This is a genomic window from Shewanella sp. CAL98-MNA-CIBAN-0140 (genome assembly GCF_040309905.1).
Taxonomy (GTDB): Bacteria; Pseudomonadota; Gammaproteobacteria; order Enterobacterales; family Shewanellaceae; genus Shewanella; species Shewanella psychromarinicola.
The window spans coordinates 55462-80336 of the sequence record NZ_JBEOPI010000014.1 but is presented as its reverse complement, the minus strand read 5'-3'; the positions used below and the strand labels follow the sequence as shown (position 1 = coordinate 80336).

The following is a 24875-nucleotide window of genomic DNA, read 5'->3' as shown; positions in this document are numbered from 1 at the left end:
TGACTGACACCCGATGTACTGTATGCAATTATCATCCGTATGACCCTTTATGGCTTATCTCTCACCCTGATAAGCCATTTTTTTTACGGCAATGTTTGCTACAGTGTAAGTGTTTATCGAACGATAATTTACAGGAGTATATGATGGCATTACTCAATACACATAACGGGCATATTAGCCGGATAATACAAATAGGCATCCATGCTGCAGTTGGGGTTATATTATTAATTAGCCAACCCGTATGGAGTGCAAGTGAGGACACTATGCTATTTCACTTTACTGATCCGAGCCACTTTACACAATGGAACATCAATAATGACACTGTGATGGGCGGCGTCTCGCAAAGCCAAATTGAGCTTACGCAGCAAGCGTTATTATTTACTGGCACAGTGTCATTGGAAAACAATGGCGGCTTTGCGTCGATAGAGTCGACTCTACTACATCAAATTGCAGATGCATCATTACTCGTCATTGCGGTTAAAGGTGATGGAAAAACCTATCAAATTCGGCTAAAAACACCGAATTTATCTTATGGTGAAGCCTATGTTGCTAACTTTACCACTAGCGCAGACACACTCACTCAACATGCTTTTACCCCTGCAGATTTTACGGTCAGCTTTAGGGGACGCGCAGTCGCGAATGCACCAACATTACATTTAAATGATATTAATCGTGTTGGATTTTTAGTCGCACAAAAACAACAAGGTCCATTTGCAATTGAGTTACACTCTATGCAGTTTGACCGATAAATATTGAGAAAAGAAAGGAATTCATTGAATTTACCCATGCAAATAAAAGGCATTATTTTTGACTTAGACGGCACCTTAGTTGAGTCCAGCTTAGACTTCGGCTTAATTCGCCAGCAAATTGGTTGCCCTGATGGCATAGACTTACTTAACTATGTCGACGACTTAAGCTGCAAAGCCACTCAAGCCGATGCCAAGCAGATTATTCTAGATCATGAATACCAAGATGCGTTGAGTGCCAAGCCCATCAAAGGAATGACCGAGCTGATTAATGCCATTGAAGCGGCAAAATTACCCATCGCCATCGTAACGCGTAACAGCCTTGCCGCAAGCGCATTAAAGGTAAAACAGAATAATATTGCTATCGACCACGTGCTAACCCGCGAAGATTACCCAGCAAAACCGGCACCCGATGCTCTACTGGCGATTGCAGCCCAATGGCAAATAGCCCCTCAAGATATTATCTATGTGGGGGATTACCTATACGACATTCAAGCGGCTAATAATGCTGGCATGATCGCCTGTTTTATTAATCATGGGATTGAAAGTACTTATCAACATTTGGCCGATATTATTATCAATGATCTAAGCCAATTGCAGCAGTTATTAGTTGGTCACTCTCACAGTGACTAACACCAGTACTGATCAGGTACGCCATGAGTTACTGTATGAGTCATAACATGAGTGTTAATACGGGCAACGAAATACTGTGAACATGAGAACGAATATGAACCTAATTCATCCTAAAAAATTACTTAATAGTAAGTGGACCAAGGTTAACGTGGTTCAAAAGCTGAAGCATTTTACTGTCGCTAAAGTCGAGTATGACGAACAACAAAACGTGGTTGAATGTCTTATCCGTGCAGAAATGAATGCACAAGAGTTTGTCATTGACTGGCGCGATCTTAAAGACCCGCAACAGTGGAAAATTGGCTGGCAATAATCTACTGTAAAACACATTCATTATGGGATTTGAAAATAAAAAAGTGACGCTTGCTTAAGCACAATGAGTCACTTTTTTATACTAGCGTTAGCATAACCTTATCTAACGAATTTCAAGATAATAAACGGTTATCAAACCGCTTGTTGATCGGCTTACTATGACATTGACTACAACAACCCACTATTGCTCTGTCATTGGCCTTGCTAACAAAAATAACCAGTTTGTACTCAGCTATTAATTGATAATAAATATTGAACCTTCAAGCCTAAATTGAAGTGTTTCTAGGCCCCAATCAGATAACAGGACGTCCTGGATACGTTCGCCGTCGCCTTCACTACTACACCCCCACATTGTGGCACATGTCTGCCCTGCTATATTTGATCCAGTGCCTTTTGAAGTGTCAGGGATCATATTGTTTAACTGGGCGATATGAGTTCCAAACATACCTTCAAATGTATCCATTTTCACATCAAGGGTTTCCATTTCACCTTCAGGAAAATTGATCACTGCAGTTTGCTCATTTGAACCAGTTTGCTCTGGGGTTAAGGTGACAACATCTTTTGAAATTAAATCGTAAAGTTTTCTGAGTGGTAATTTTTTAGTTGATTCATGTAAGTAAAGTTCTTGTCCATAATTTCTGGCTGCAAAATTTTTTTCTTCATAAGCTCTAGCAAGATATTGATCTGCACGCGCCAAATCTTGCTCTACCATACCACCACCTAAATACATTTTGCCTAACAAATACGAAGACTGTCCATGCCCTCTCTTTGATGCGTACTCTAAATATTCAACGCCTTCGTCAATATCTTTTAAATGCGTATCTTGTAAGTACAATACACCCGCTTTGTATTTGGCATCCATAACGCCATATTTACCTGCGCGACGATACCATTTTAATGCTATGTCTATATCTTTATCAGTACCATAACCAACATAGTAAAACTCACCTAACATGCCCATCGCTGAGGAGTGACCTCGTTTAGTTAAAATACGATAGGCTTTAAAGTATTCGACACATTCGGATGTACTGCACTCAGGCAATTGGTTTGCTTGGCTTTTAAATGGAGCGAAAGCGAGAAAGCTTAATATTAAGCTAAAAATAATAGTATTTTTTGTCATCATGTTAAATCCTTTTATATACGATTCATTACTATTAGCATTTATATACCGAATGTATATAGTAATTATGTCTATAAAACTAACCGTACCTAATATCTAATACTTAATACTTAATACTTAATACTTAATACTTAATACCTAATATCTAATATCTAATATCTAATACCTAATACTTAATACCTAATATCTAATATCTAATATCTAATACCTAATACCTAATACCTAATACTTAATACTTAATATCTAATATCTAATATCTAATATCTAATATCTAATATTGTCAGTTAATAAGCACATTATTCTTCAAAAGCAGTCTAATACTTTAATAACCACTTACCTATCGCAATAGAAGTAAGCCCACTGTTGATAAATATCGGTAAGCAAATAAGCAAATAAGCAAATAAGCAAATTAGATCGATTTACCGCACACATCAATTGTTCACCCAAATCGAGTCGCTGCAAATTGATTCAATAAACGATGCATTAGATAACACAATAATAATGTCGCTACTATCGCAACCAAAATGCTACTCACACGGTATAAAGCACTAAAAATCAGATCATTTTGGGGGGTTAAGTACTGACCAAACAAAATACCTAAGGTCGTCATAGCGCCAAACCCTACTCCTGAACCACTCGCCTCTCTCACATGCACTTGGCTAAATAACATAAGGCCTATCCACAATAGTGGTATAACAAAAATAAGTAACCCAGACCAATCATAAAGTAATCCTTGCACCAGCAACCCAAATGTTACCCCAAACAAGGTGCCGATAGCCCGTTTTCGGGCGTAACCGAGTGCGCCATTCCAATGCATTGGGAATAACAATAACAAAGTGGTGGCTTGGGCTGACATGGAATCTTGTAAATTAAACACCTGAAATACCAAAAATGATGCGGTGGCAATTGATGCCCCCAACAAAGCTTCGTGGCGCATACGGTTAGGCGCTTTAACCACGGCTGCCATTGGCGAGCGAGGTTCAACATCGGGCCATAGGGCGGTCATGGCATAAGCAATGATCACCGACGCTGCCGTCGCCCAAAAATTGCTAAAAATAAGATTGTTAATATCCATACTCGGATAACTGGCAAAGTGCAGCATAATACTTAAGCTGATCACCCCATTAGCACCGAATAAAAACAAGCTTCCACGTGACATTGCCGCAAATCGATACAAAAAAAGCCCAAAAACGATGGGCAATATCATCCCTGGGTGAGAACCAAATAAACCACCTAGAATACCGACCTCAATCCCAGCCATGACCGATGATGCCAACAGTTGACGCATCGCATGCGCATTCATCACGGGCACAAGTCCGAGTAATAGCATTGGGGTTACGGTAAAAAACACCCCATAACTTAGGTCGAAAAACTTACAAATCGCAAACCCTAGCGTTGCGCCTGTTGCAATGCGCAAGCATTGACGTAAATCGTTTTTAGTCAAAGGACTATGGCGTAACAACATCTGAAATACCTACGCGTCGGGGAAAATATTCCACAATAAAGAACTCATCCTGATTGATGCGTTTGCTAAAAAAAGCAACCACCAAAGAGAAAGTCAGCCATTGTTATGGATTAGAGAAATACTGATTAAATGTAAGATGTCATTTAATAAATATAGTGCAGCACACTAATGACCTTAATTTGCACCTTGGCAATAAAGCCAAGCAAACCACTATTGGGCACTAATTGTACAGTGGCACGCGCGCCTGCTGGCAGTAGATTAACGGCTTGCTGGTCAAGCTCAAGGTGTAAACGTAAGCGCTGAGCATTGCGTACCCAACGAGCAGATTCTTGTGGTGCCGCCAAACGACCATTCGCTTCAAACTGTCCGGCGCTGACTCCAGCATCAATTGAACTCACTTGCGCACGATATAAACGTCCAGGTTCGCCATCAAATGCAATAAAAGCACTCGACTCAATATCAATACCGCGAAGACTTTTTTCCCTAAAATCAGCAATGATATCAACCTTATCCGACACTAATGCTAATAATGGTTGACCGACAGAAGCAAAACTACCTACCTGCAGCTGTAAATTAGTCACGATACCATTTTGATCGGCTCGAATTTGAGTATATGACAGATTCAACTCAGCTTGCTCTAAGCGATTCTGTGCTTGGCGAACTTTTAAGTTTCCATCACCATAACGACCACGACTGACTTTTAGTTTTGCTAAGCGCGCATTGGAGGCCTGTAAGTTGGCCTCTGCAGTCGTCGCATCACTGCCAGTCTGATCGTTAAGTTGTTGAGACACTCCGTGAGTCAAAAATAAAGAGTCAATTCTCTTCGCCTCACTGCGCTTTTGTTTGGCATTGGATCTATTGGCTTGCACATCTGCTTTGGCCGCTAATAAGGCAGCATCAAGTTCAGCGTTATCTTGTTTTGCTTGTTCCAGTGCTAACTGTGCTTGTTCTTCGGCAAGCTCGTAAGGAACTGAGTCAATCTTAAATAACACATCGCCTTTTTTTACCACTTGATTATTGGCTACGGCAATAGTCGCTATTTTCCCACTGACTTGGGGGGTGACTTTTGTCACTATTCTGGTCGCCATCGCTTGAGGGGTTAAAGGGATAACGGCATCAGCAAACATAAAGTAGCCGAAGACCATAACAAACATCAAAATGGCTATCTTAACGAGGCGGGCAAATTGTTGATCTGGAGTCATGTTATTTCTCACCAAAAGGGTCGGCAGACGGATCAAGTTTAGCCATGGCATTATCACTAATCAGACTGATCACACGTTCAAACTCACTTAATTCTTGACTGCTAATGCCATTGAGTAATTCAGCACGAATTTGCATAATCCGTGTTTCTATTTGTTTAAGAATGTCGATCCCCTGCGGTGTCAAACTCACTATTCGAGCGCGCTTATCGTTTTCGCAACAACGCCTTTTAATATAGCCTTGCGCTTCTAATTGACCCAAGGTACGCATTAACGATGGCAGCTCTATTTCTAACGCATCGGCTAGCACTTTTTGACTCACATCGTCACCCAAACGTAATAGTTTCCATAATGCAGTCCAACGAGGATGAGTTAACCCTAGTGGAATTAATTCAACATCTGCGGCTGTGCGCCATAATCGATGCAATCTTCCTAGTTGCTCCGCAAGATGCAGCTCTTTTAGTCGTTCTAATTCGTTATACATATTAACTTGCCATTTAGTTAGCTTGCTAAGCATTATAACTAGTTAGCATGCTAAGTAAATAGCTCAATTGCTTACTTGAAGTTAAAAAAGCTTAATAAATTAACTAAATACTTGATATATAGACTTTAAAATATTAATCAACTGAATATTAGTCTGACCTAAAATGCCTATCATCGGCTTTATCTATTCATACTCGACATGTTCAACCCATTCTCCCTTTGTAATAAAACAAGGTGACCATGATCACATTTAATAATTGTAAATATGACAACGGTGTCATATTTACAATTATTAAACAATGTCTAAATGACAATTTAATTCAATTGGGATTAAATTAATATACATATATATCAATACTTTAATTAACTAAAAATAGTTGGCACGACTTATGCTATTACATGCTATCTGTATCAAAATGACTTTGCGCTAAGAGGATTTATGAGCAAAAACAAACTCACCGGCATTGCACTGCTAATCGTGCTCGTTGCTTCCTTCACTGTATTACTCAGTTTAGGCAGTGGCATATATCGAGAAAAACCCCCTATTCCAACGGCTTTTACTGACACCAGTGGCCAACCCATATTTACCAAAGATGATATTGAACAAGGTCAACTTGTGTGGCGTTCTATGGGCGGTCATCAATTGGGATCGATCTGGGGACATGGGTCGTATGTAGCACCAGATTGGACTGCTGATTGGTTACACCGTGAAGCACAAGCTTGGTTATCAATCACCGCAATTGATCGTTATAATCGCGATTTTGCTGAACTTGATTCTGAGCAGCAGGCAGGTTTAGAACAAGGCCTCAGAAATGATATTCGTCATAATACTGTCATTGAAGGCGCTGATGGCAATACATATGTCGCATTATCAAATGTGCGTATTGCTGCGATAAATGAAGTCAGTCAACACTATTTATCACTCTTTGGTGACGACCCAGCACTGTCATCACTGCGCGAACAATATGCCATGAAAGAAGGGACCATCACTGATGCCGAGCATCGTGAATTATTAAACGGTTTTCTCTTTTGGGGAGCATGGGCAGCAGTAACCGAACGTCCTGGCTATGAGTACACTTACACCAATAACTGGCCGTATGATCCCCAAATCGGCAATATACCGACTTCAGATAACATTGTTTGGTCAGTATTAAGTTTGGTGACATTGATCTTAGGTATTGCCATGTTGATTTGGCACCATGCCTGCTGCAAAGAAGAAGCATTACCGGAAGCGGCCAAAGATGATCCATTATTTTTTACCAAACCGACGCCATCACAAAAAGCCGTCGGCAAGTATTTTGTAACCGCTATTGGCCTGTTTTTACTGCAAATATTAGTGGGCGGTATTACCGCGCATTACGCAGTTGAAGGCCAAGAGTTTTATGGTTTCCCATTATCAGAAATACTCCCATACTCGGTCACTCGTACTTGGCATACTCAACTAGCGGTATTTTGGATTGCCACAGCTTGGTTAGGCACAGGGCTGTATATCGCGCCAGCACTATCAGGATACGAGCCTAAGTATCAACGCTTAGGAGTAAACATTCTGTGGGGCGCATTAGTTGTTATCGTACTCGGTTCTATGGCCGGTGAATGGCTTGGCGTACAACAATACTTTGATCTGGACATGAACTTCCTATTCGGTCACCAAGGATATGAATACATTGATTTAGGTCGCGTTTGGCAAGTGTTATTGCTGGCGGGCTTATTAATTTGGTTAGCGTTAGTGACCGCATCAATGCGTCCAGCCTTAAAAGTCAGCAACGACATGCAACCGGTGATTTGGGTTCTGTATGCCTCTTGTGTCGCGATTGGCTTATTTTACGGTGCCGGCCTGTTTATGGGCAAACACTCAAACCTAGCGATTGCTGAATACTGGCGTTGGTGGGTGGTGCACTTGTGGGTTGAAGGCTTCTTTGAAACATTTGCCACCTCTGTCATTGCGCTTATGTTAGTTCGCTTAGGTCTTATCCGTGCCCGCAGCGCCAATGGTGCAGTATTGTTCTCAACGGTAGTGTTTTTAACCGGCGGCTTAATCGGTACTTTACATCACTTATACTTTACCGGTACCCAAACTTCTGTCATTGCATGGGGTGCTATCTTCTCGGCGCTTGAAGTCGTGCCGCTAGCGTTAATTGGTTTTGAAGCCATGGAAACCTATCGCTTACGTAAAGCAAGTCCTTGGATGGAACGTTATCACTGGGCGATTATGTTCTTTGTGGCCACTTCATTTTGGAACTTGATTGGCGCTGGGGTATTAGGTTTCTTAATCAATCCGCCTATTTCGTTGTACTTTATTCAAGGCTTAAACACCACTGCAACTCATGCTCACGCTGCGTTTATGGGAGTGTATGGCATGCTAGGCATAGGGCTAATGCTATTCTGTCTTCGTGGATTAACTGGCAATATGCAATGGAACCACAAATACCTTAAAGGGGCATTCTGGACGCTCAATATTGGTTTAGCGGCAATGGTATTTATGTCGCTACTGCCTGTGGGTATCGTGCAATTTTTTGCGGTTATTGACCACGGCTACTGGTATGCCCGTTCACCAGCGGTGATCCATAGCTACTTGGTTGAAAACCTCGTCTGGATGCGAATGTTTGGTGATATTATCTTCAGTATTGGTGGGTTATTGATGGCGGCGTTCTTATATGACCTTATCAAGAAAGCTATCGTCAGCAAAGGGGCAAAAGCTAACCAAGCTGCCGTATTAACCAATAGCTAAGCTATACATTGATAAACATGTTTTGATAAATATCATATAAGGGGCCATCGAGGCCCCTTTTTGTATCAAGATTATGCTCTTTACCCTTGTTGTTATATTCACACTTGTCATAATGACATCACCCTGTAGTTAACTGGAGTTTGACATGGCATTGAGTCAAGCAGACTTAACCCGTATCGCACTTGATATTACCGCTAACTTGTCTAATCGCGATCGTTTTTCACGTTTAGTCACCACAGTAAGAGAAACCCTCGATTGCGATGCGGCGGCGCTATTATCATTTCAAGGTCATCAATTTACCCCTTTGGCGATTGATGGACTCAGTGCTGATGTACTGGGGCGGCGGTTTATTTTAAACGAACACCCAAGGCTTGAAGCCATTGCCAGAGCGGGTGATATCGTAAGATTTCCTGCCGACAGCGAACTTGCCGATCCTTACGATGGCTTAATTCCTAATGTAGAAGGTAACTTAAAAGTACATGCCTGTATTGGCCTACCATTATTTGCCAATGAACAACTCATTGGCGCATTAACCATTGATGCCATCGATCCCCATAAATTTGATCAATACAGTAATCATCAGTTACGCAGTTTTAGCGCCATTGCGGCAGCGTCTCTAAACAATGCATTACTGATTGATGAGCTTGAAAAACAAGCGAGCAACCTTACAATCCCCGACGCAAAACCATCAGGACAACTTAACCCAGACACCGAAATAATCGGTCAAGCAGATAATCTTTTATCGCTGCTTAATGAAGTTAATGTGGTCGCGGCAACTGAACTCAATGTGTTGATTTTAGGAGAAACGGGTACGGGTAAAGAGCTGATAGCTAAAGCTATCCATCAACATTCAGTGCGAGCCAATAAGCCCCTGGTATATTTAAATTGTGCCGCGCTGGCTGAATCCGTTGCCGAAAGTGAACTCTTTGGTCATGTCAAAGGCGCCTTTACTGGCGCCATTAGTCATCGTAGCGGCAAATTTGAAATGGCTGATAAAGGCACATTATTTTTGGATGAAATTGGTGAACTCGCGCTTAACTTGCAAGCCAAGTTACTGCGAGTACTACAATTCGGAGATTTACAGAAAGTCGGCGATGATCGCAGTCTAAAAGTGGATGTGCGTATTATTGCCGCGACCAACAAAGATCTCAAAAGCGAAGTATTAGCAGGTCGATTTAGAGCCGACTTATATCATCGCTTAAGCGTGTTTCCCATTGTCGTACCACCGCTAAGAGAGCGCCAGCAGGATATTCACTTGTTAGCAGGCTTTTTTATCGAGCGCTATCGCCAACAGTTACACTTAACTCATTTAGGGTTAGAACCTGCATCACTGCAATTACTTGAACAATATGATTGGCCTGGTAACGTGCGAGAACTTGAACATGCTATCCATAGAGCCGCCGTATTAGCCAAATCCCAAAGCCAAAAAGATGGCATGTGTATGATTAAAAATAGCCATTTTGAATTTGCAGATACCTCGCACTCTGTTGCGTTCTCATACAAAAAACTCACGGTTAAACAGTCGATAACCTCTTTACCACAAACAAGCTTACGCGATGCAACCGATCAGTTTCAAAATCAATATATTCAACAAATATTTACCCAACAAGGGAGTAATTGGGCTGCAACCGCACGCCAATTGCAAATCGACTCAGGTAACTTACATCGGCTTGCTAAACGCTTGGGATTAAAATAGCCAAAGTGAAAAAATGAGTTGAATTATTAGGCGTAATAAGTGAGGATGCGCCCTAATCATCTGTACAAATGACCTGTACAAAATAGTCATGCTTGGTAAGATATTGTAGTCTGACTAACTTAACGCCTGTTTTTAGGAATGATATAACCCTTATGATAAATTCGTTACGCGCTTCGTTAATTGGAGCGACTGCCATTATATTAAGTTTTTCCTGTGCAGCAGTTGAATATCGTCTACCTGCCAAAGGCAGCAATTTAGTGGGTGAAAATCAATATTATGTTGTTCCTGAGGGAAAGCTAACCCTAGAGCAAATTGCTTCAGAATTTCAGCTAGGGTTAACTAACTTATTAGAAGCAAACCCAGATGTTGATCCATTTTTGCCAAAAGTCGGTAGTACTTTATTGATCCCACATCAGTTAATTCTACCTAACACTAAGCATGAAGGTGTGGTGATTAACAGCGCTGAAATGCGTTTATATTATTTCCCTAAAGGAAAAGACACTGTTGAAGTATTGCCTATCGGTATTGGTCAAATTGGTAAAGACACCCCAGAAAATTGGGTGACAACAATACAACGAAAACGGGCAAACCCAACTTGGACACCCACCGTTAACATTCGTAAATCTTACGCTGCAAAAGGGATAACATTACCGGCAGTATGGCCTGCTGGCGCTGATAACCCAATGGGTTTATTCGCACTCTATGTGGGTAACTTATATGCTATTCATGGCACTAATGCCACGTTTGGTATTGGTTTGCGGGTAAGTTCTGGTTGTGTTCGTTTGCGTGATGAAGACATTGAATATTTATTTAACAGCATACCTGTTGGCACTCGCGTTGAGTTTATTAACCAACCGATTAAAGCCACTGAAGAGCCTGATGGTAACCGTTATCTAGAAGTGCATGAGCCACTATCACGCACTCAAGCTGAATTTGATTCACAAGAGCCCGTGGCATTATTATTAGATAAGCAAATAACTCGCTTTATTGCTCACCCAGACACTGACTCATTCACATTAAAGCGTTTGCTTGAACAACGCACCGGAATGCCAACTCGGATTAATCCGTAAGCATTAACCCATAAAGGTGTTTGGATTTCTGCAGACATAACAACAATGGCTTTGTTAATTCAGTAAACACTGTGATTAACAAAGCCATTTTTTATAAGCTTGATAGCAAAAATTATGACTTAACCTCAACTCCGGATAAGAGATGAGGTTACTTATCAGGTGTGCTTATGGTCGACCCGCTCTGCTCTACATTATCGTTATCATTCACATTCTGACTATCACCGAGTGCCTCAGTGGTTTTCGTTAACGCAGGTAAATCTTCCATGGACATGTTTAAGTCAGTTTGATCTACATTGATTAACGCTTCGCTCTGCTTAGCCAATTCCGCAGAGTCTTCTGTGACACTCGATGTTGGTTGCAGATATTGCGCCACGTTAGCTTGAGTGATATCAAAAGATAGCGCTTGGTCATTATCTAGCGCCAAACTGATTGTGGGCTGTAATACTACGCCAGCAATAATCACGATGGCAGCAACTGCCGCGTAAGTGAATTTTTTACGGGCATAAAAAGGTGAATGGGCTGCAGTAACGGCACTCGATTGATGTGAATGTTGATATGACGGTTGATCTGATGTTGGTTCGTCAGCTTGAGGTAACCCCAACGCATCGGGTCCCTTGGTGCGCATACCGATAAATTGGCCACCATCATAAATTTCCATTTGATGGCTCGACACCTCACCTTCAACAATGCCCGAGCTGACAATGACTAACTTATTACAATGTAATTTGCCTTTAAATAAACCCGAGACACGCATCTCTTGACAAAAAACGTCACCTTCAACCACACCACCCAGCTCAATTTTTATTTGATCAGTTGAATTAATGGTACCTTTAGTTTGGCCTGCGACAATGGCAGGGCCTTGGATGCGGACATCGCCTTCCAATGCCATATCGGCACCAATATAGGTCATCCCCTTATTTTTATTATTCATTTCTAGGTCCTTGTTAGGATTAATGCTCAGGGTTAATGCTCAGAGTTAATGATTTGTTATTTTTTGTCACGAGAGCTTAAAGGAAATGCACACCATAATAAAGAGAACCGTTAATGGTATACTACCCAGGTCAACAATTTACCTTAAGTGTTATGTCTCCATTACAAGCCTACCAGCAGCGCGTTCAACAAAATATTGTTGATGATCCCGCGCAACATCAAGCAATACTCGCCTTAGATTCGCTCTATCAGCAATATACTTCAGCACAACCGGTCATTCGGGGCTTATATTTGTGGGGGGATGTCGGCCGAGGAAAAACTTTTTTGATGGATTTGTTGTATCAGGGCCTGTGTGATCGGAGCGAGTGTGGTGGGTTACTTAAAGCAAAAAAAACGGTATTACGCCTACACTTTCATCGTTTTATGGCCATGCTCCACCAGCAATTAAATCAGACATCGGGGATCCGCGATCCCTTAACTCATATTGCTAAGCAGATCGCGGCGAAATACTCTGTAATTTGCTTTGATGAGTTTTTTGTATCTGACATTGGCGATGCTATTTTACTGGGCCGATTATTTGAAACCTTATTTCAATCAGGCGTGACCTTAGTAGCAACCTCAAATGTGCCCATAGTGGACTTATATAAAAATGGTTTACAGCGCGATCGTTTTTTACCGACGATCGATCTCCTGCTTAAATACACCCAGACAATCCATTTAAACGGCCCTGTTGATCATCGTTTACCAACCAATGCCGCAACACTATCTGCAATTGCAACGCCAGCAGCTTGGCTGAAACTGCCTTCATCAACGAAGCCTGAAGCCGTTTTTCAACGATTATGTCAACAATATCCACAAGCTAATGCCAGCATCATAAGTCATCCAGATTCAATTGAGGTTTGTCATCGCGATATTGCCATTGCGGCCCAATATGGACAACTTGCTTGGTTTGAATTTTCAGCCTTGTGCCAAGGTCCGCGATCGGCATTGGATTATATTGAACTGGCGGGACAATTTAGCCATATTTTACTCAGCAATGTGCCTACATTAGGCGGCGAAGTACGCAGTTGGATTAAAGCGCGCGGCACTGAAGATGGCGCGGTAGCGACGACCACAGGCGAAAGACAACTGGCGTATGCCAGTGAAGACGATCCCACTCGGCGCTTTATCAGTTTAGTGGATGAACTCTACGATCAAAAAGTGAGGTTAATCCTCAATAGCCATTCCAGCTTAGAAGATTTGTATCTAAATGGGGCATTACAGTTTGAGTTTCGACGCACTTATAGTCGCCTTATTGAAATGCAACAATGGGCGTAAAATAAGCCTGTATGACTAAGGCTAACGGTGCTTAGTCACCTAGCGCTAGACTAAGATGCTTGGTAATTTTCAACGTCATTAAAACGACGTAAGAAGTTGTCAAGGGCATCACTGGTCGGATATTCGAACTGATATTTATTGTGAAAAAACACCGTTAAGCTGACCTGAGCGTCAGATAAGGTAATAGTATAACCATCATGGTCTGTTTGCGCGCTAATGCCACATAACCAATAATCATGGCCAAAATGACCGTCTTCAATGGCACGCTTTTCGCCATGTTGGGTGACTTTGTTAAATACTTTTAACGCACGGTGAATATCAATTTCATTTTTCATGTCATGCTCTGCTGTTAATTTTTTATGTTGCTATTTAAAGATACTATACGCCGATTGCCTTTAATAGATCAGCCCTCAATAGATCAGTATTTAATAGATCAGTTTTTAATAGGCCAGTCATTAATCGATCTGCACTAAATAGATCAGTCATTAATCGATCTGCATTGAATAGATCCCTCAGTAATCGATCTGCACTAAATAGTTCAGTCATTAATCGACCTACATTGAATAGATCCCTCAGCAATCGATCTGCATTGAATCGATCAGTCCTTAATCGAACGGCTTAGTTTAAAGCGGCTCAGTATTGCAGTTTCTTTTTCAGTTAAAACATTTCCATTTGTTAACACAACAAGGCAAAATCACCATACTTTATAACAGACTGAACCTATACCATGCCTGATATTGTGATTGCCTTTTTTGCCCTAGGTTTGCTTGCTGGACTGATCAAATCAGATTTAAAAGTCCCTAAAGCCACCTACGAAACCCTGTCCATCTTGCTAATGCTGACGCTAGGACTTAAAGGCGGAATGGCACTGCATGGTGAAACCAAAAATTTAGCGATCACTGAATTACTGTCTATTATTGCACTTGGGTTTATTATCCCACTGACTCTTTACCCTTTGCTTCGAAAATTAATTCAATTACCACAAAAAGAAGCCATTAGCATTGCGGCCCATTATGGCTCAGTCAGTGCGGGAACATTTGCCGTGGTGATGACCATGGTCGATCAATCTCAATGGCCTTTACGACCTGAAACAACATTGTATCTGGTGTTACTTGAACTGCCTGCGATTATTATCATGTTATGGCTACATCGTTATTTACAAGCCAAAACCGCAGGAAATAGTCAACACGCTTCGGCTGGCAGCGTATTGCACGAAGCCCTGACAAGTCGCGGAGTTGTGTTGCTCTGTGGTGGGGTGGTCATAGGCTGGATATATGGCTCCAGCGGCATGGCACCACTCACACCAATGTTATTGGCGGGTTTTAAAACCTTGTTAGCACTATTCTTATTAGAAATGGGGATTAGTACCGCTAAAGTGTGCTTACCGATCCCATACAAGCAATGGCGTTTATTATTATTTGCAGCGGTCATTCCATTTGTACTGGCTTGGGCGGGTATCGGTTTAGGGGTGTTACTTGATTTACCCTCTGGCAGTATTTTGGTGCTTGCAGCCCTAAGTGCCAGTGCATCTTACATTGCGGCTCCTGCAGCAATTAAGGCGGCGATACCGGATGCGAATATCGGCTTGGCTATGTTGGCGTCGCTGGGGATAACGTTTCCGATTAACGTATTAATAGGCCTACCCGTCTACCAATTGTGGATTGCGCAGATACTAGGGTAAACCGTTATAAATTAGCTTAACGCCCATATTATTTGAACCAAAACGAATGCCTCAAGTGAGTATTGGTTTATCTCATCCGGTATTATTTAGCCTGATGATGAGCGGCTTTATCAACCAACATCGCGTTATCGACGTTAAGCTGATAATGGTATGAAGTTAATCACGGCTTTGCTGGTCGATGCACCACAGCTTTACTAATACGCGTGGCGCTAAGGCTTGCTGTATCCAAGCTGATGTTGAACCACCTTCTGCTCAAAACGCGCTAATACCTTGCAGGTTAATGGCATGACCACAACATGAAATATCTTGGTGGATTTCGCATACCTCTTCACATTGCACAGACTTAAATCATTAGCACTGGGAGTCGATTAAACTTATCAACCCAATCGATGCTGAAAACCGCTGTTAACTGACGAGATATCAACCTGGATCCATTTAATTAACCGTCAACCCCTAAAATATGATTATAAATCTCCACCACACTTTCTGTTTTTTGCTGCACGCTTTGCTTGGATAATTTACTGGGTAATTGTTGCAATGTCAGTTCATGATTCTCGTCGCGGAGCCAGCAATAGGTTTGAGTTAACTGCTGGGCTTGCATGATAGGCAATAACTCCAACTCAGCTAATACTTCAAATATACGCACATTATCAGACCAAATGGTTAACTCTTGATATTGGTAGGCATAGGCTAAGACTAGGTACTGAGCGATAAATTCGATGTCAGCAATCCCACCAGCACTCTGTTTTAAATCAAATTGCCCTGGCTCAACGCGGAGCAAGTGCTCACGCATTTTGATACGCATGTCCCTGACGGCTTTGGCCAATACCACTTTATCTCGCTCTATTTGCAAGACTTGCGAGCGTAGCTCACTAAAGCGTCCTGCCAGCGAATAATCACCAAACACAAAACGAGCCCGCACTAAAGCTTGATGCTCCCACGTCCAGGCTTCTTGTTGTAAATAGGCACCAAAATGCTCAATTTCACTGACTAACAAGCCAGATGCGCCAGAGGGTCGTAAACGCATGTCGACTTCATATAATTCACCCGAGGTTGTGCGGGTGGCAAATAAATGCACAATTCGCTGCGCCAGTTTTAAGTAAAAGTAGCCATTGTCGATCGGGCGTTTGCCATCTGTAGTGCCAGAACCGGTATGACCGTGTAAAAAAACCAAATCTAAATCAGAACCATAACCTAGCTCAATGCCACCGAGTTTACCGTAACCAATCACCGCAAACCCCATGTTGCTAGGGCTAGTTTCCTCGGGAATACCGTGGCGAGACGCCACTTGATGCCAAGCTTGCAGCACGACTTGCTCGATAATGGCTTCGGCTAAAAAGGTTAAATGATCACTTACCTGCATCACAGGTAAAACGCCAGTCACATCGGCGGCAGCAATCTTGAGCTGTTGAGACAATTTAAACTGCCGCAACGCTTCCATTTGCTGTTCCATGTCATCTTCTGGTACCCGTAACAAGTACTGACGTAATTCGCTAGGGTAATCATCAATCGAGGTAATGTCATACAGCTGCGACGGATCAATTAACTCATCTAGCAGCATCGGGAAATTGGCCAGCTCGCGCGCAATCCAAGGACTTGCACAGCACAAACTGACTAACTGCTGTCGAGCGCCCGGGTTTTCACACAAAAGCTCTAGATAAGTGGTACGGGTTAAGATTTTATCCAGCACTTTTGACACAGGTTTAAACGCTTGACTCGGTTTAACTTGATTGACTAATTCTTCCAGCAACTTAGGCATTAGCTTATCGAGCGTTTCACGTCCTCGCGGCCCGATAGAACGTTTGGACACCGTTTGATGCCACTCATTTAATAGTGGCCATAATTCGGCATCATCGATTTGTTGCTCTTGCAACAAGGCATTAGCGTGTTCATCTTGCTGAATATTCCAAAATAAACAGGTCCAATGATCATTATGTTCGTGGCTGTCAGCCCCGCCTACTGTGTCATTGAAGTGACCATGAATGGTTGCCATCGCCTTGTTGATTTTTTGGCGAAGTGCCGCTTCGTCTTCTACCCCTAGCGGGTAACATAAACGCTGCCAATCGAGTTCATTATTGGGCAGGGTTTGCGTTTGTTTATCGTCAATGGCCTGCAATAAATTCTCCACGCGACGCAATAAAATATAACTGTGTTTAAGCTCATCGACGGCTAAATATTCCAACTGCCCTAGGCTGTACAAGGTATCAATGGCGCCAAATAAACTTTGCTGTCGCAATGCAGGCTCGCGTCCGCCACGGATCAACTGAAAACTTTGCACCACGAATTCGACTTCACGGATCCCGCCAGCACCAAGCTTAATATTGTCAGTTAACTGACGACGCCTAACTTCTTGGGCAATCAGTTGCTTCATTTTACGCAGTGATTCAATGGCAGAAAAATCAATATAACGCCGATAAACAAACGGGCGTAATAAATCATGGAGCTCGTCACAATAGCCCGACCAAGGACCAAGCACTCGCGCTTTGACCATGGCATAACGTTCCCAATCGCGACCTTGCTCTTGGTAATAGTCTTCTAACCCACTAAAGCTGACCACCAAAGGACCACTTTCACCATAAGGACGTAAACGCATGTCGACCCGAAATACAAATCCATCTACGGTCACTTGGTCGAGTAGATTAACCAAACGCTGGCCCATGCGAATAAAAAATTGTTGATTGTCCTGAGTCCGTCGACCGCCAACGGTTTCACCATGTTCTGGAAAGGTAAAAATTAAATCGATATCAGATGAAAAATTAAGCTCACGTCCGCCTAATTTCCCCATCCCCAAAATCAATAAAGGTTGTGGCTTACCTTCTGCACTCATCGGTGTACCGTATTGCTTACACATCTCTTGGTATAACCAATCTCGCCCAGCAATAACCAATGCCTCTGCTAATGCAGACAAATCGAGTAATGACTCTTCGACTGGGGTGTAATTTAAAAAATCACGCCACGCTAAGCGAACCATTTGCACATTACGATAACGACGTAAAACCGATTTAACTTGTTCTTCTTGCGTTAATTCCGCTAACAGCGAATGTAACCCAGCATCAAACTCACTGCGCACAACATCATCTAATAAGCCATTAAATAACTGCACAATCCATTCTGGATGACGGCAAAGTTGCTCTCCCATATAATCACTCAAGCCAAATACGGTCTTTAACTCTTGCTGTTGCACGGCGGTCAGTGCTGTTTTAGCTTCAGGCCAAACATCACAGAGTCTTAACCAGTAACGATCTGCACTGGCTAACATCGCGGCAGATAATACCTTGTCACCTTGGTTTTGCATGGCAATAATGATCCCTAAAGAAATGAGTGTTGGACATATTATGTCGCGAGTGGTATATCTATCAGTCAGTCTAATGTTCAGATTAATATCATTGACACCCAGATTACTATAACCTGTGTCATATTGAATTAGCACATGAAAAATCTACATTTGGAGAAAACATGGTAGGTCACCTCCCCCGTGTACTCACATTGATAACCGTATTGTTTGTCACGTTAACCCTTGGCGGTTGCGGTGATAACAGACCGGAACAAATTGCTCAGTACCAGCAACTTGCCCAACAACGTCTTGATCTGTTGGCTAGTTCGCTCAACAACAATCAGCTGCGTAATGCGACATTACTCAAACAATACTGCCGTATTCTCGCTCAGCGTCAATCCGATTTAACCCCATTGCTGGAAGAGTTGGCTAAAGATGCTGGCACAGAAGGTCCAATGTTTACGTCATTAACCCGTCGTAATAAAGACTTAAACAACAGCGCTAACTTTATTGATTTAGACCAGCAATTAGCTGAAGCACAGAATATTTATCAAGCCGCCGACAGCAGTTTGTATAACGATATGCTGTCCGATCCCGTCAATGTAGTTGCCGATATGTCTAATGGGCAACTGGCCAGAGTCAATGCTATCAGCCGTGAAGCTGAAGCGCTGGCAAATGGCTCCGAAGGCAGTGGTGCTGGTAGTCAGCTGGTGGGCAATCCGTCTTACGGTAGTTGGCAAAATAATTCAAGCGGCACCTCAATCTGGGCTTGGTATGGCATGTATGCGATGTTTTCTAACTTCTCTCGTCCAATAGGTTACGGTCGTTGGTCAGGTAACCGTGGCTACAGCTACTACAATGATGTAGGACGTTACCGTTACACATCACCAAGCCAAGCGACCTCGCAAGCAAAAACCTTTGAACAAACCAAGAAACGTTTTAACAGCCAAGGGAAACGATTCGATAGCCCTTATGCCAAAACTCGAACAGGCTCAACAAGCTTGTCACGTCAAAGTGCGAGCGTACCCAAAGCCAGTAGCACTACCCAAAGCGCGAGTAGAAAATTCCGTTCGAGCTATTCAAAAGACAGTAGTTTCCGTAACTCAAGCAGCCGCACTAGTCGCGGTGTTAGCCGTGGAAAATAGGTAAGGACTCACCATGACATTTTTTCAAGAATATGGCTTAACTCAACATTTGGCGATTATTTTAGCCATTGATTTAACCATCGCTATAATTTTACTGGCGTTGATGCGTTATTTGCAAGGTTGGAGCATTAAAGTCAATAGCAGTGCTGAGCTTGCAGAGCGCGACAATTTTGCGTTTGGTATTAGTACCGCAGGTGCGATCGCTGCATTAGGGATTGTGCTTACAGGGGCCATCACTGGCGAAGCTGCACCGTCTTATTTAACCGAAGCTATTGGCATGTCGGCTTACGGCTTGTTTGGCTTAGTGCTAATTAAATTAGGCCGGTTTTTACATGATAAAATAGCCTTAAATGAATTTGCTAAGAACGATGAAATTCTTAAAGGTAATGTCTCTGTTGCTGTGGTTGACGCCGCGGCTGCCATTGCCACTGCGATTATTATTCGCGCAGTATTAATGTGGGCAGAAGATCTTACCCTAGATACCTTTATTGGTATTTTTAGTGCATTTTTAATCTCACAATTGATGCTAGTCATACTCACTCGATTACGTGAAAAACGTTATGCTAAACGTAATCAAGGCGCCTCAATGCAACAAGCATTAACCCAAAATCAAACCGCATTAGCACTACGTCACAGCGGCTATATGATAGCGATGGCGTTAAGCTTTAAAGCGGCCAGCCATTTCATTGTTTATGACCCAAGCGCCCATTTAAGCAACATTATTAGTTGGTGCGTTTTTTCACTGATCATGCTGGTGGTGTTATCGCTGTTGATCGCCATAGTGAAAAAACTGGTGTTAGCCGGTATCAATCTGGCTGAAGAAGTTGAAAAACAACACAACATTGGTATTGCAGCCGTTGAAATGGCAATTAGTATTGCTGTTGCTCTTATTCTTACGGCGTTAATGGCTTAATTTATGACAACACCTTTGCTCGATGATCTTCCCGTTAACACAACACCGGGGGACCCACAGCAAAGTTCCCTTCCCTCCCGTGAAGTATCGTGGCTTGATGATGCCTTATTGCTCGGCATCATGGCCTCGCTGGCGGGATGCGGTCTTATTTATGAATACTTATTATCGCACTATGCGGGGCGTATTTTAGGCGCGCTAGAAGCCGCTATTTACACCATGATAGGTTTGATGATTGTGTCTATGGGCGTAGGAGCATTTGCCGCCCGTAAAATAAAATGCGCATTCACAGGCTTTGCCATGCTCGAGTTAACAGTAGCACTGTGCGGCTCGTTTGCCATTATTGTTACCGCTGCGGTCATTGGGTTTGGCCAACAACTTCCTTTAGCTATAGCCAATACGCTGGGTCTGCCTCCTGATCATTTACCCAATGGCGGCTTTATTGCTGGCCTGCAAACCCTCAGCAAATACTTACCTTATGTATGGGGTGTATTGCTTGGGTTAATGATTGGTATGGAAATTCCGCTTATTGCTCGCGTTCGGCAATCCTTATCTGAAGCGCACTTACTGCATAATGCCGGCACCATATATGGTGCCGATTACATTGGTGCAGGTATAGGCGCGGCTATTTGGGTCGGCTTTATGCTAGCCATTGATATTCAATTAGCGGCTGCGCTAACCGCAAGTGTTAATTTACTCGCTGGACTAGTATTTATTTGGCGCTTTTGGGCCAAAATTCGTCATGTTAAATGGCTGCTTATTGGCCATATTATTGCCAGTGTTGTGATTGGAATTTTAGCGGTTAAAGGCCCTAATTGGGAACAACATTTTAATAATCTATTGTATAAAGATCATGTAGTGTATGCCAAAGCAACCCGGTTCCAGCAGCTCAACTTTACTGAGCGTTTACGTGGTGGAGGGTTAGCGCCAGTTTATAATTTATACATCAATGGGCGTTTGCAATTCTCTAGTAGCGACGAGCATATTTACCACAGCTTTTTAGTTCATCCAACATTAGCGGCCAGTGCCCGGCACAATAACGTGCTCATTATTGGCGGCGGCGATGGTTTAGGCTTAAAACAAGTGCTCAAATGGCAACCTAAAGCGGTTACATTGATGGATTTAGATCAAGACTTGTTGAGCTTATTTACATCACCGCCAGCAGATATGCCGCAACGTTTGAGCGATGCATTACTAGCATTAAATGGAAATTCGTTAAACGATCCACGATTAACGCTGGTCGTTGACGATGCGTTTAATGGGGTTGATAAGCTGATCCAAAAAGGCCAAATGTTTGATGCCATCATTGTTGACTTACCCGACCCAAGCCATCCTGACTTAAACAAACTCTATTCGGATTTATTTTACCGAAAACTCAATGAGCTGCTCAGCGCCGATGGTGTCATCACAGTGCAATCAACCTCCCCCTATCATGCACGCAAAGCGTTTATGTCTGTTGGCAAGACACTGACTGCAGCAGGATTTAATGTAAAACAGTATCATCATAATGTGCCTAGCTTTGGTGAATGGGGCTGGAGCATGGGCAGTAAAATGGGCAAAAACCCACAACAACGACTCGCGACATTACAGACACTACCAGTGCCAGAAGAATGGTTAACCCCAGGCTTAATCAAGGCTTCATTTGAATTCCCGGGTGATTTTTATGATGATATCGATAGCATTAACGTAAACGAAATTGGTTCATTACAGCTGTATCATTACCACCTAGCAGCTTGGTCAGAATATGAAGTAATTAATCTTTTTTAATTGAACCAGATAGCGCTTGACATATTATGTCTAGATGCTATCGTTACTCACAGACATAATATGTCAATTAAGGACAAATATGAACATCCATACCATTGCAAGTCACCTAAATGGACTTTGCGATCAAAGCAAAACCGGTTTTCAGTTTGATTGTTATCCGATTGACGGTGATGTTGAAGTGTTACAAGTCAATATTGTCAGCCGTGAAGAAATTCCGGTGTTTGTATCAGTAACTGACAACCAAATATTGTGTATCAGTTATCTGTGGGGCGAAAACGAAGTAAACCAAGATCGCCGCGCTGAAATGTTTGAGACCATGTTAGAGCTCAACATTCCAATGCCATTATCATCATTTGCGAAAATCGATGATAAATATGTGGTTTACGGTGCTTTGTCTGTGCAATCAAGCATGGAAGAAATTGAACAAGAATTAGCCGTTCTGTCAGACAACTGTCTGGAAGTTATCGACGAACTCGTCGAATTTTTAAACTAAGGAGCCAATTATGGGCATTCTAAACAAGATTCTTACAGCGTTTCGTGGTGGTGCAACCGAAGTTGGCCAGACTGTCGTTGACGCAAACTCAACCCGTATTTTTGAACAAGAAATTCGTGATGCAGAAAAGCATTTAACTCGCGCAAAGCGTGAGTTAACTGATGTCATGGCAAAAGAAATGCAGGCCAGTCGTGAAATTGATCGCTTAAAGCGCAGCGTTACCGAACACGAGGGTTATGTGGCCCAAGCGCTAGACAAAGGTAATGAAGCATTAGCTATTGAAATTGCTGAAAAGATTGCTCAGTTAGACGAAGAGTTATCCGAACAACAAACTGCCAATGACAGCTTTAGTTCCCATGCGCTGCGTTTAAAAGACTTAGTCAAAAAGACCGAGCGTCAGTTAAATGATTACCAACGTCAATTAACCATGGTTAAAACCACTGAAAGCGTGCAAAAAGCAACCGCGACTATTACTGACTCGTTTGCCTCAAGCAACTCTAAACTGCTTAATGCTAAAGATTCACTTGAGCGTATCAAAGCACGTCAACAGCAGTTTGATGACCGCTTAAAGGCGTCAGAAACATTAGCGGATGAAAGTAGCGACAAGTCATTACATGCCAAACTAGCTCAAGCAGGTATTGGTGAGCAAAAGTCGAATGCCAATGCCGTGTTAGATCGCATCAAAGCACGAAAAGGCTAGGCGAATATGGGATTTCTTAGCGGCCTATTTGGCAAAAAAGAAGCCCCGAAGCGCCAGCTTGACCATCCCAATAAACTGCTCAAGGGTGATATGATCACCTTTGATGACAGTTTTGCTTTGCCCACGCAATTGCGTGGGCAACAGCTTAAGGTTGAGGGTATTCATACTTATGAATACCAGCGCTCGCAGCTTTGTGAATTCTTATTACGTGGCCATAGCGGCAGCGCAATTTATTTATCCTATATAAAAGAAGATGAACCCTACTTAAGTATTTCAATGAAAATCAATCGCGCGGAGGTTGAACAATTGTTTGATCTTGAGGCCTTTTCTGAAATATTTGAAGAACCAGGCAAAGCAACACTCAGCGTGCAAACGCTTCCCGCCGAGCTAAGTGCTGAGTGGGATAAATGGCTTAGTGATGAATATCATCAAGTCGAATTTGGCTGTTTTGGTTATTTTCATCGTCAAGATTATCGAGACCTTAAACCGCCTCAAAATGACGATGATGCCCGCGGTGAAGGATTTGAAGGCTATAGTTTAGTTAATTCTGATGACTCTCACGCCGTGGATATTGAAGTTTACGAAAGTGGAGATACCGAAGTGATGTTAACTTTATATCGACCACTGACCGATATTAGAGAGTACTGGCCAGCAAGCTGATACAGCTAGGAGACGATTTTCGAATGAGCTCAGGCAAACCGTTACCAGAGAAATGGCTTAAAAACCAACAAGCGGCAAAAGCGACTCAAGTGGCTTTTGATCTGGACGAGAAGTTTCAATACTCTATCCGAAAAGCGGCCTTAGACAAAGGCGTAAGTCCTTCAGACCAAATCCGCACTATACTCGGACTGTCAGTATCTAAACGTCCTAAACGCCCCCGTTTGACCGTATCATTAAATGCTGAAGACTACGTGATTTTAGCGCAAAGATACGGTTTAGAGAGTGAATCACAGCTGGAAATCAAGAAACGGGTATTAGATGACCTAGTCCATTTTGTTGATACTAAATCAGCAAAATAAACACGGTTTTACGCTAATTATGCCAAATAAAAACAACGCACTAGACTCCTGTCTTGTGCGTTTTTTTGTTATGATAAAGCTAATCAATTAACAAAGCCTATCGGTTAACGAACGTAAGCGGACTTAACGACCCCTAACGCTGGATAAGTGAGGGGATAAATCGTTAAAAACGGTTTGGTTTTAAGTCTGC

22 protein-coding genes are annotated in these 24875 nt (G+C 42.5%); 15 read left to right on the top strand and 7 right to left on the bottom strand.

The genetic code is table 11. From position 1 onward, the window contains the following. Positions 1 to 140 precede the first annotated feature (140 nt). From AAEY93_RS09395 to AAEY93_RS09385, 3 genes are all read left to right on the top strand, one after another. Entirely contained in the window at positions 141 to 749 is a 609-nt protein-coding gene (locus AAEY93_RS09395) for a CIA30 family protein (protein ID WP_124012424.1), read from the top strand. A 24-nt stretch (positions 750 to 773) separates the two neighbouring features. Further along, positions 774 to 1379, top strand: a complete 606-nt coding sequence (locus tag AAEY93_RS09390) for an HAD family hydrolase (protein ID WP_124012425.1) — start codon at positions 774 to 776, stop codon at positions 1377 to 1379. 94 nt (positions 1380 to 1473) lie between these two features. Beyond that, the gene (locus tag AAEY93_RS09385) at positions 1474 to 1689 is read left to right on the top strand and encodes a TIGR02450 family Trp-rich protein (protein WP_124012426.1); all 216 of its coding nucleotides are present in this window, start codon (positions 1474 to 1476) and stop codon (positions 1687 to 1689) included. A gap of 234 nt (positions 1690 to 1923) precedes the next feature. Here AAEY93_RS09385 and AAEY93_RS09380 read toward each other — a convergent pair whose 3' ends face one another. The 4 genes from AAEY93_RS09380 to slyA all read right to left on the bottom strand — a co-directional run bounded on the left by AAEY93_RS09380 (position 1924) and on the right by slyA (position 5956). Further along, positions 1924 to 2811 carry a tetratricopeptide repeat protein gene (locus tag AAEY93_RS09380; RefSeq protein ID WP_124012427.1) on the bottom strand — a complete coding sequence of 296 codons (888 nt, stop codon included), beginning with the start codon at positions 2809 to 2811 and terminating at the stop codon, positions 1924 to 1926. Positions 2812 to 3247: 436 nt separating this feature from the next. Continuing rightward, positions 3248 to 4273, bottom strand: a complete 1026-nt coding sequence (locus AAEY93_RS09375; RefSeq protein WP_351076357.1) for a DUF2955 domain-containing protein — start codon at positions 4271 to 4273, stop codon at positions 3248 to 3250. A gap of 143 nt (positions 4274 to 4416) precedes the next feature. Further along, on the bottom strand, positions 4417 to 5475 hold the full coding sequence (locus AAEY93_RS09370) for an HlyD family secretion protein (protein ID WP_101034214.1): 1059 nt from the start codon (positions 5473 to 5475) through the stop codon (positions 4417 to 4419). Position 5476: 1 nt separating this feature from the next. Further along, entirely contained in the window at positions 5477 to 5956 is a 480-nt protein-coding gene (gene slyA, locus AAEY93_RS09365) for a transcriptional regulator SlyA (protein WP_124012429.1), read from the bottom strand. Positions 5957 to 6394: 438 nt separating this feature from the next. Here slyA and AAEY93_RS09360 point away from each other — a divergent pair, with 438 nt between their 5' ends. The 3 genes from AAEY93_RS09360 to AAEY93_RS09350 all read left to right on the top strand — a co-directional run bounded on the left by AAEY93_RS09360 (position 6395) and on the right by AAEY93_RS09350 (position 11449). Continuing rightward, complete coding sequence (locus AAEY93_RS09360; RefSeq protein WP_351076353.1) at positions 6395 to 8683, top strand: nitric-oxide reductase large subunit; 2289 nt, start codon at positions 6395 to 6397, stop codon at positions 8681 to 8683. Between the two features lie 145 nt (positions 8684 to 8828). After that, complete coding sequence (gene norR / locus AAEY93_RS09355) at positions 8829 to 10379, top strand: nitric oxide reductase transcriptional regulator NorR (RefSeq protein ID WP_351076350.1); 1551 nt, start codon at positions 8829 to 8831, stop codon at positions 10377 to 10379. A 152-nt stretch (positions 10380 to 10531) separates the two neighbouring features. Next, on the top strand, positions 10532 to 11449 hold the full coding sequence (locus AAEY93_RS09350) for a L,D-transpeptidase family protein (RefSeq protein ID WP_101034210.1): 918 nt from the start codon (positions 10532 to 10534) through the stop codon (positions 11447 to 11449). 148 nt (positions 11450 to 11597) lie between these two features. Here AAEY93_RS09350 and AAEY93_RS09345 read toward each other — a convergent pair whose 3' ends face one another. Further along, on the bottom strand, positions 11598 to 12380 hold the full coding sequence (locus tag AAEY93_RS09345) for a bactofilin family protein (RefSeq protein ID WP_124012432.1): 783 nt from the start codon (positions 12378 to 12380) through the stop codon (positions 11598 to 11600). Between the two features lie 113 nt (positions 12381 to 12493). Between AAEY93_RS09345 and zapE the strand changes: the two genes are divergently transcribed. Continuing rightward, on the top strand, positions 12494 to 13696 hold the full coding sequence (gene zapE / locus AAEY93_RS09340; protein ID WP_124012433.1) for a cell division protein ZapE: 1203 nt from the start codon (positions 12494 to 12496) through the stop codon (positions 13694 to 13696). A gap of 50 nt (positions 13697 to 13746) precedes the next feature. Here the strand turns inward: zapE and AAEY93_RS09335 are convergent, their stop codons facing one another. Next, a complete protein-coding gene (locus AAEY93_RS09335) occupies positions 13747 to 14031 on the bottom strand; it encodes a DUF3081 domain-containing protein (protein WP_101034207.1) in 285 nt (94 codons plus the stop codon). 392 nt (positions 14032 to 14423) lie between these two features. Between AAEY93_RS09335 and AAEY93_RS09330 the strand changes: the two genes are divergently transcribed. Beyond that, entirely contained in the window at positions 14424 to 15377 is a 954-nt protein-coding gene (locus tag AAEY93_RS09330) for a sodium-dependent bicarbonate transport family permease (protein WP_101034206.1), read from the top strand. A 439-nt stretch (positions 15378 to 15816) separates the two neighbouring features. On the opposite strand, the gene glnE is transcribed toward AAEY93_RS09330, so the two are convergent. After that, on the bottom strand, positions 15817 to 18672 hold the full coding sequence (glnE, locus tag AAEY93_RS09325; protein WP_164839441.1) for a bifunctional [glutamate--ammonia ligase]-adenylyl-L-tyrosine phosphorylase/[glutamate--ammonia-ligase] adenylyltransferase: 2856 nt from the start codon (positions 18670 to 18672) through the stop codon (positions 15817 to 15819). Between the two features lie 161 nt (positions 18673 to 18833). On the opposite strand from glnE, the gene AAEY93_RS09320 reads away from it, so the two are divergent. The 7 genes from AAEY93_RS09320 (at position 18834) to AAEY93_RS09290 (ending at position 24685) form a co-directional block, all read left to right on the top strand. Then, the gene (locus tag AAEY93_RS09320; protein ID WP_101034205.1) at positions 18834 to 19796 is read left to right on the top strand and encodes a hypothetical protein; all 963 of its coding nucleotides are present in this window, start codon (positions 18834 to 18836) and stop codon (positions 19794 to 19796) included. Between the two features lie 13 nt (positions 19797 to 19809). Continuing rightward, positions 19810 to 20709, top strand: coding sequence for a DUF350 domain-containing protein (locus AAEY93_RS09315; RefSeq protein WP_101034204.1), 900 nt, complete (start codon positions 19810 to 19812; stop codon positions 20707 to 20709). A 3-nt stretch (positions 20710 to 20712) separates the two neighbouring features. Then, positions 20713 to 22473 carry a polyamine aminopropyltransferase gene (locus AAEY93_RS09310; protein ID WP_233768622.1) on the top strand — a complete coding sequence of 587 codons (1761 nt, stop codon included), beginning with the start codon at positions 20713 to 20715 and terminating at the stop codon, positions 22471 to 22473. Between the two features lie 79 nt (positions 22474 to 22552). Next, positions 22553 to 22966, top strand: coding sequence for a YjfI family protein (locus AAEY93_RS09305; RefSeq protein WP_101034203.1), 414 nt, complete (start codon positions 22553 to 22555; stop codon positions 22964 to 22966). 10 nt (positions 22967 to 22976) lie between these two features. After that, positions 22977 to 23666: a PspA/IM30 family protein gene (locus AAEY93_RS09300; protein ID WP_101034202.1), complete on the top strand. Its 690-nt coding sequence runs from the start codon at positions 22977 to 22979 to the stop codon at positions 23664 to 23666. Positions 23667 to 23672: 6 nt separating this feature from the next. After that, positions 23673 to 24326 carry a hypothetical protein gene (locus AAEY93_RS09295; protein WP_351076340.1) on the top strand — a complete coding sequence of 218 codons (654 nt, stop codon included), beginning with the start codon at positions 23673 to 23675 and terminating at the stop codon, positions 24324 to 24326. A 23-nt stretch (positions 24327 to 24349) separates the two neighbouring features. Further along, positions 24350 to 24685: a hypothetical protein gene (locus AAEY93_RS09290; RefSeq protein WP_101034200.1), complete on the top strand. Its 336-nt coding sequence runs from the start codon at positions 24350 to 24352 to the stop codon at positions 24683 to 24685. Positions 24686 to 24875: the final 190 nt, after the last annotated feature.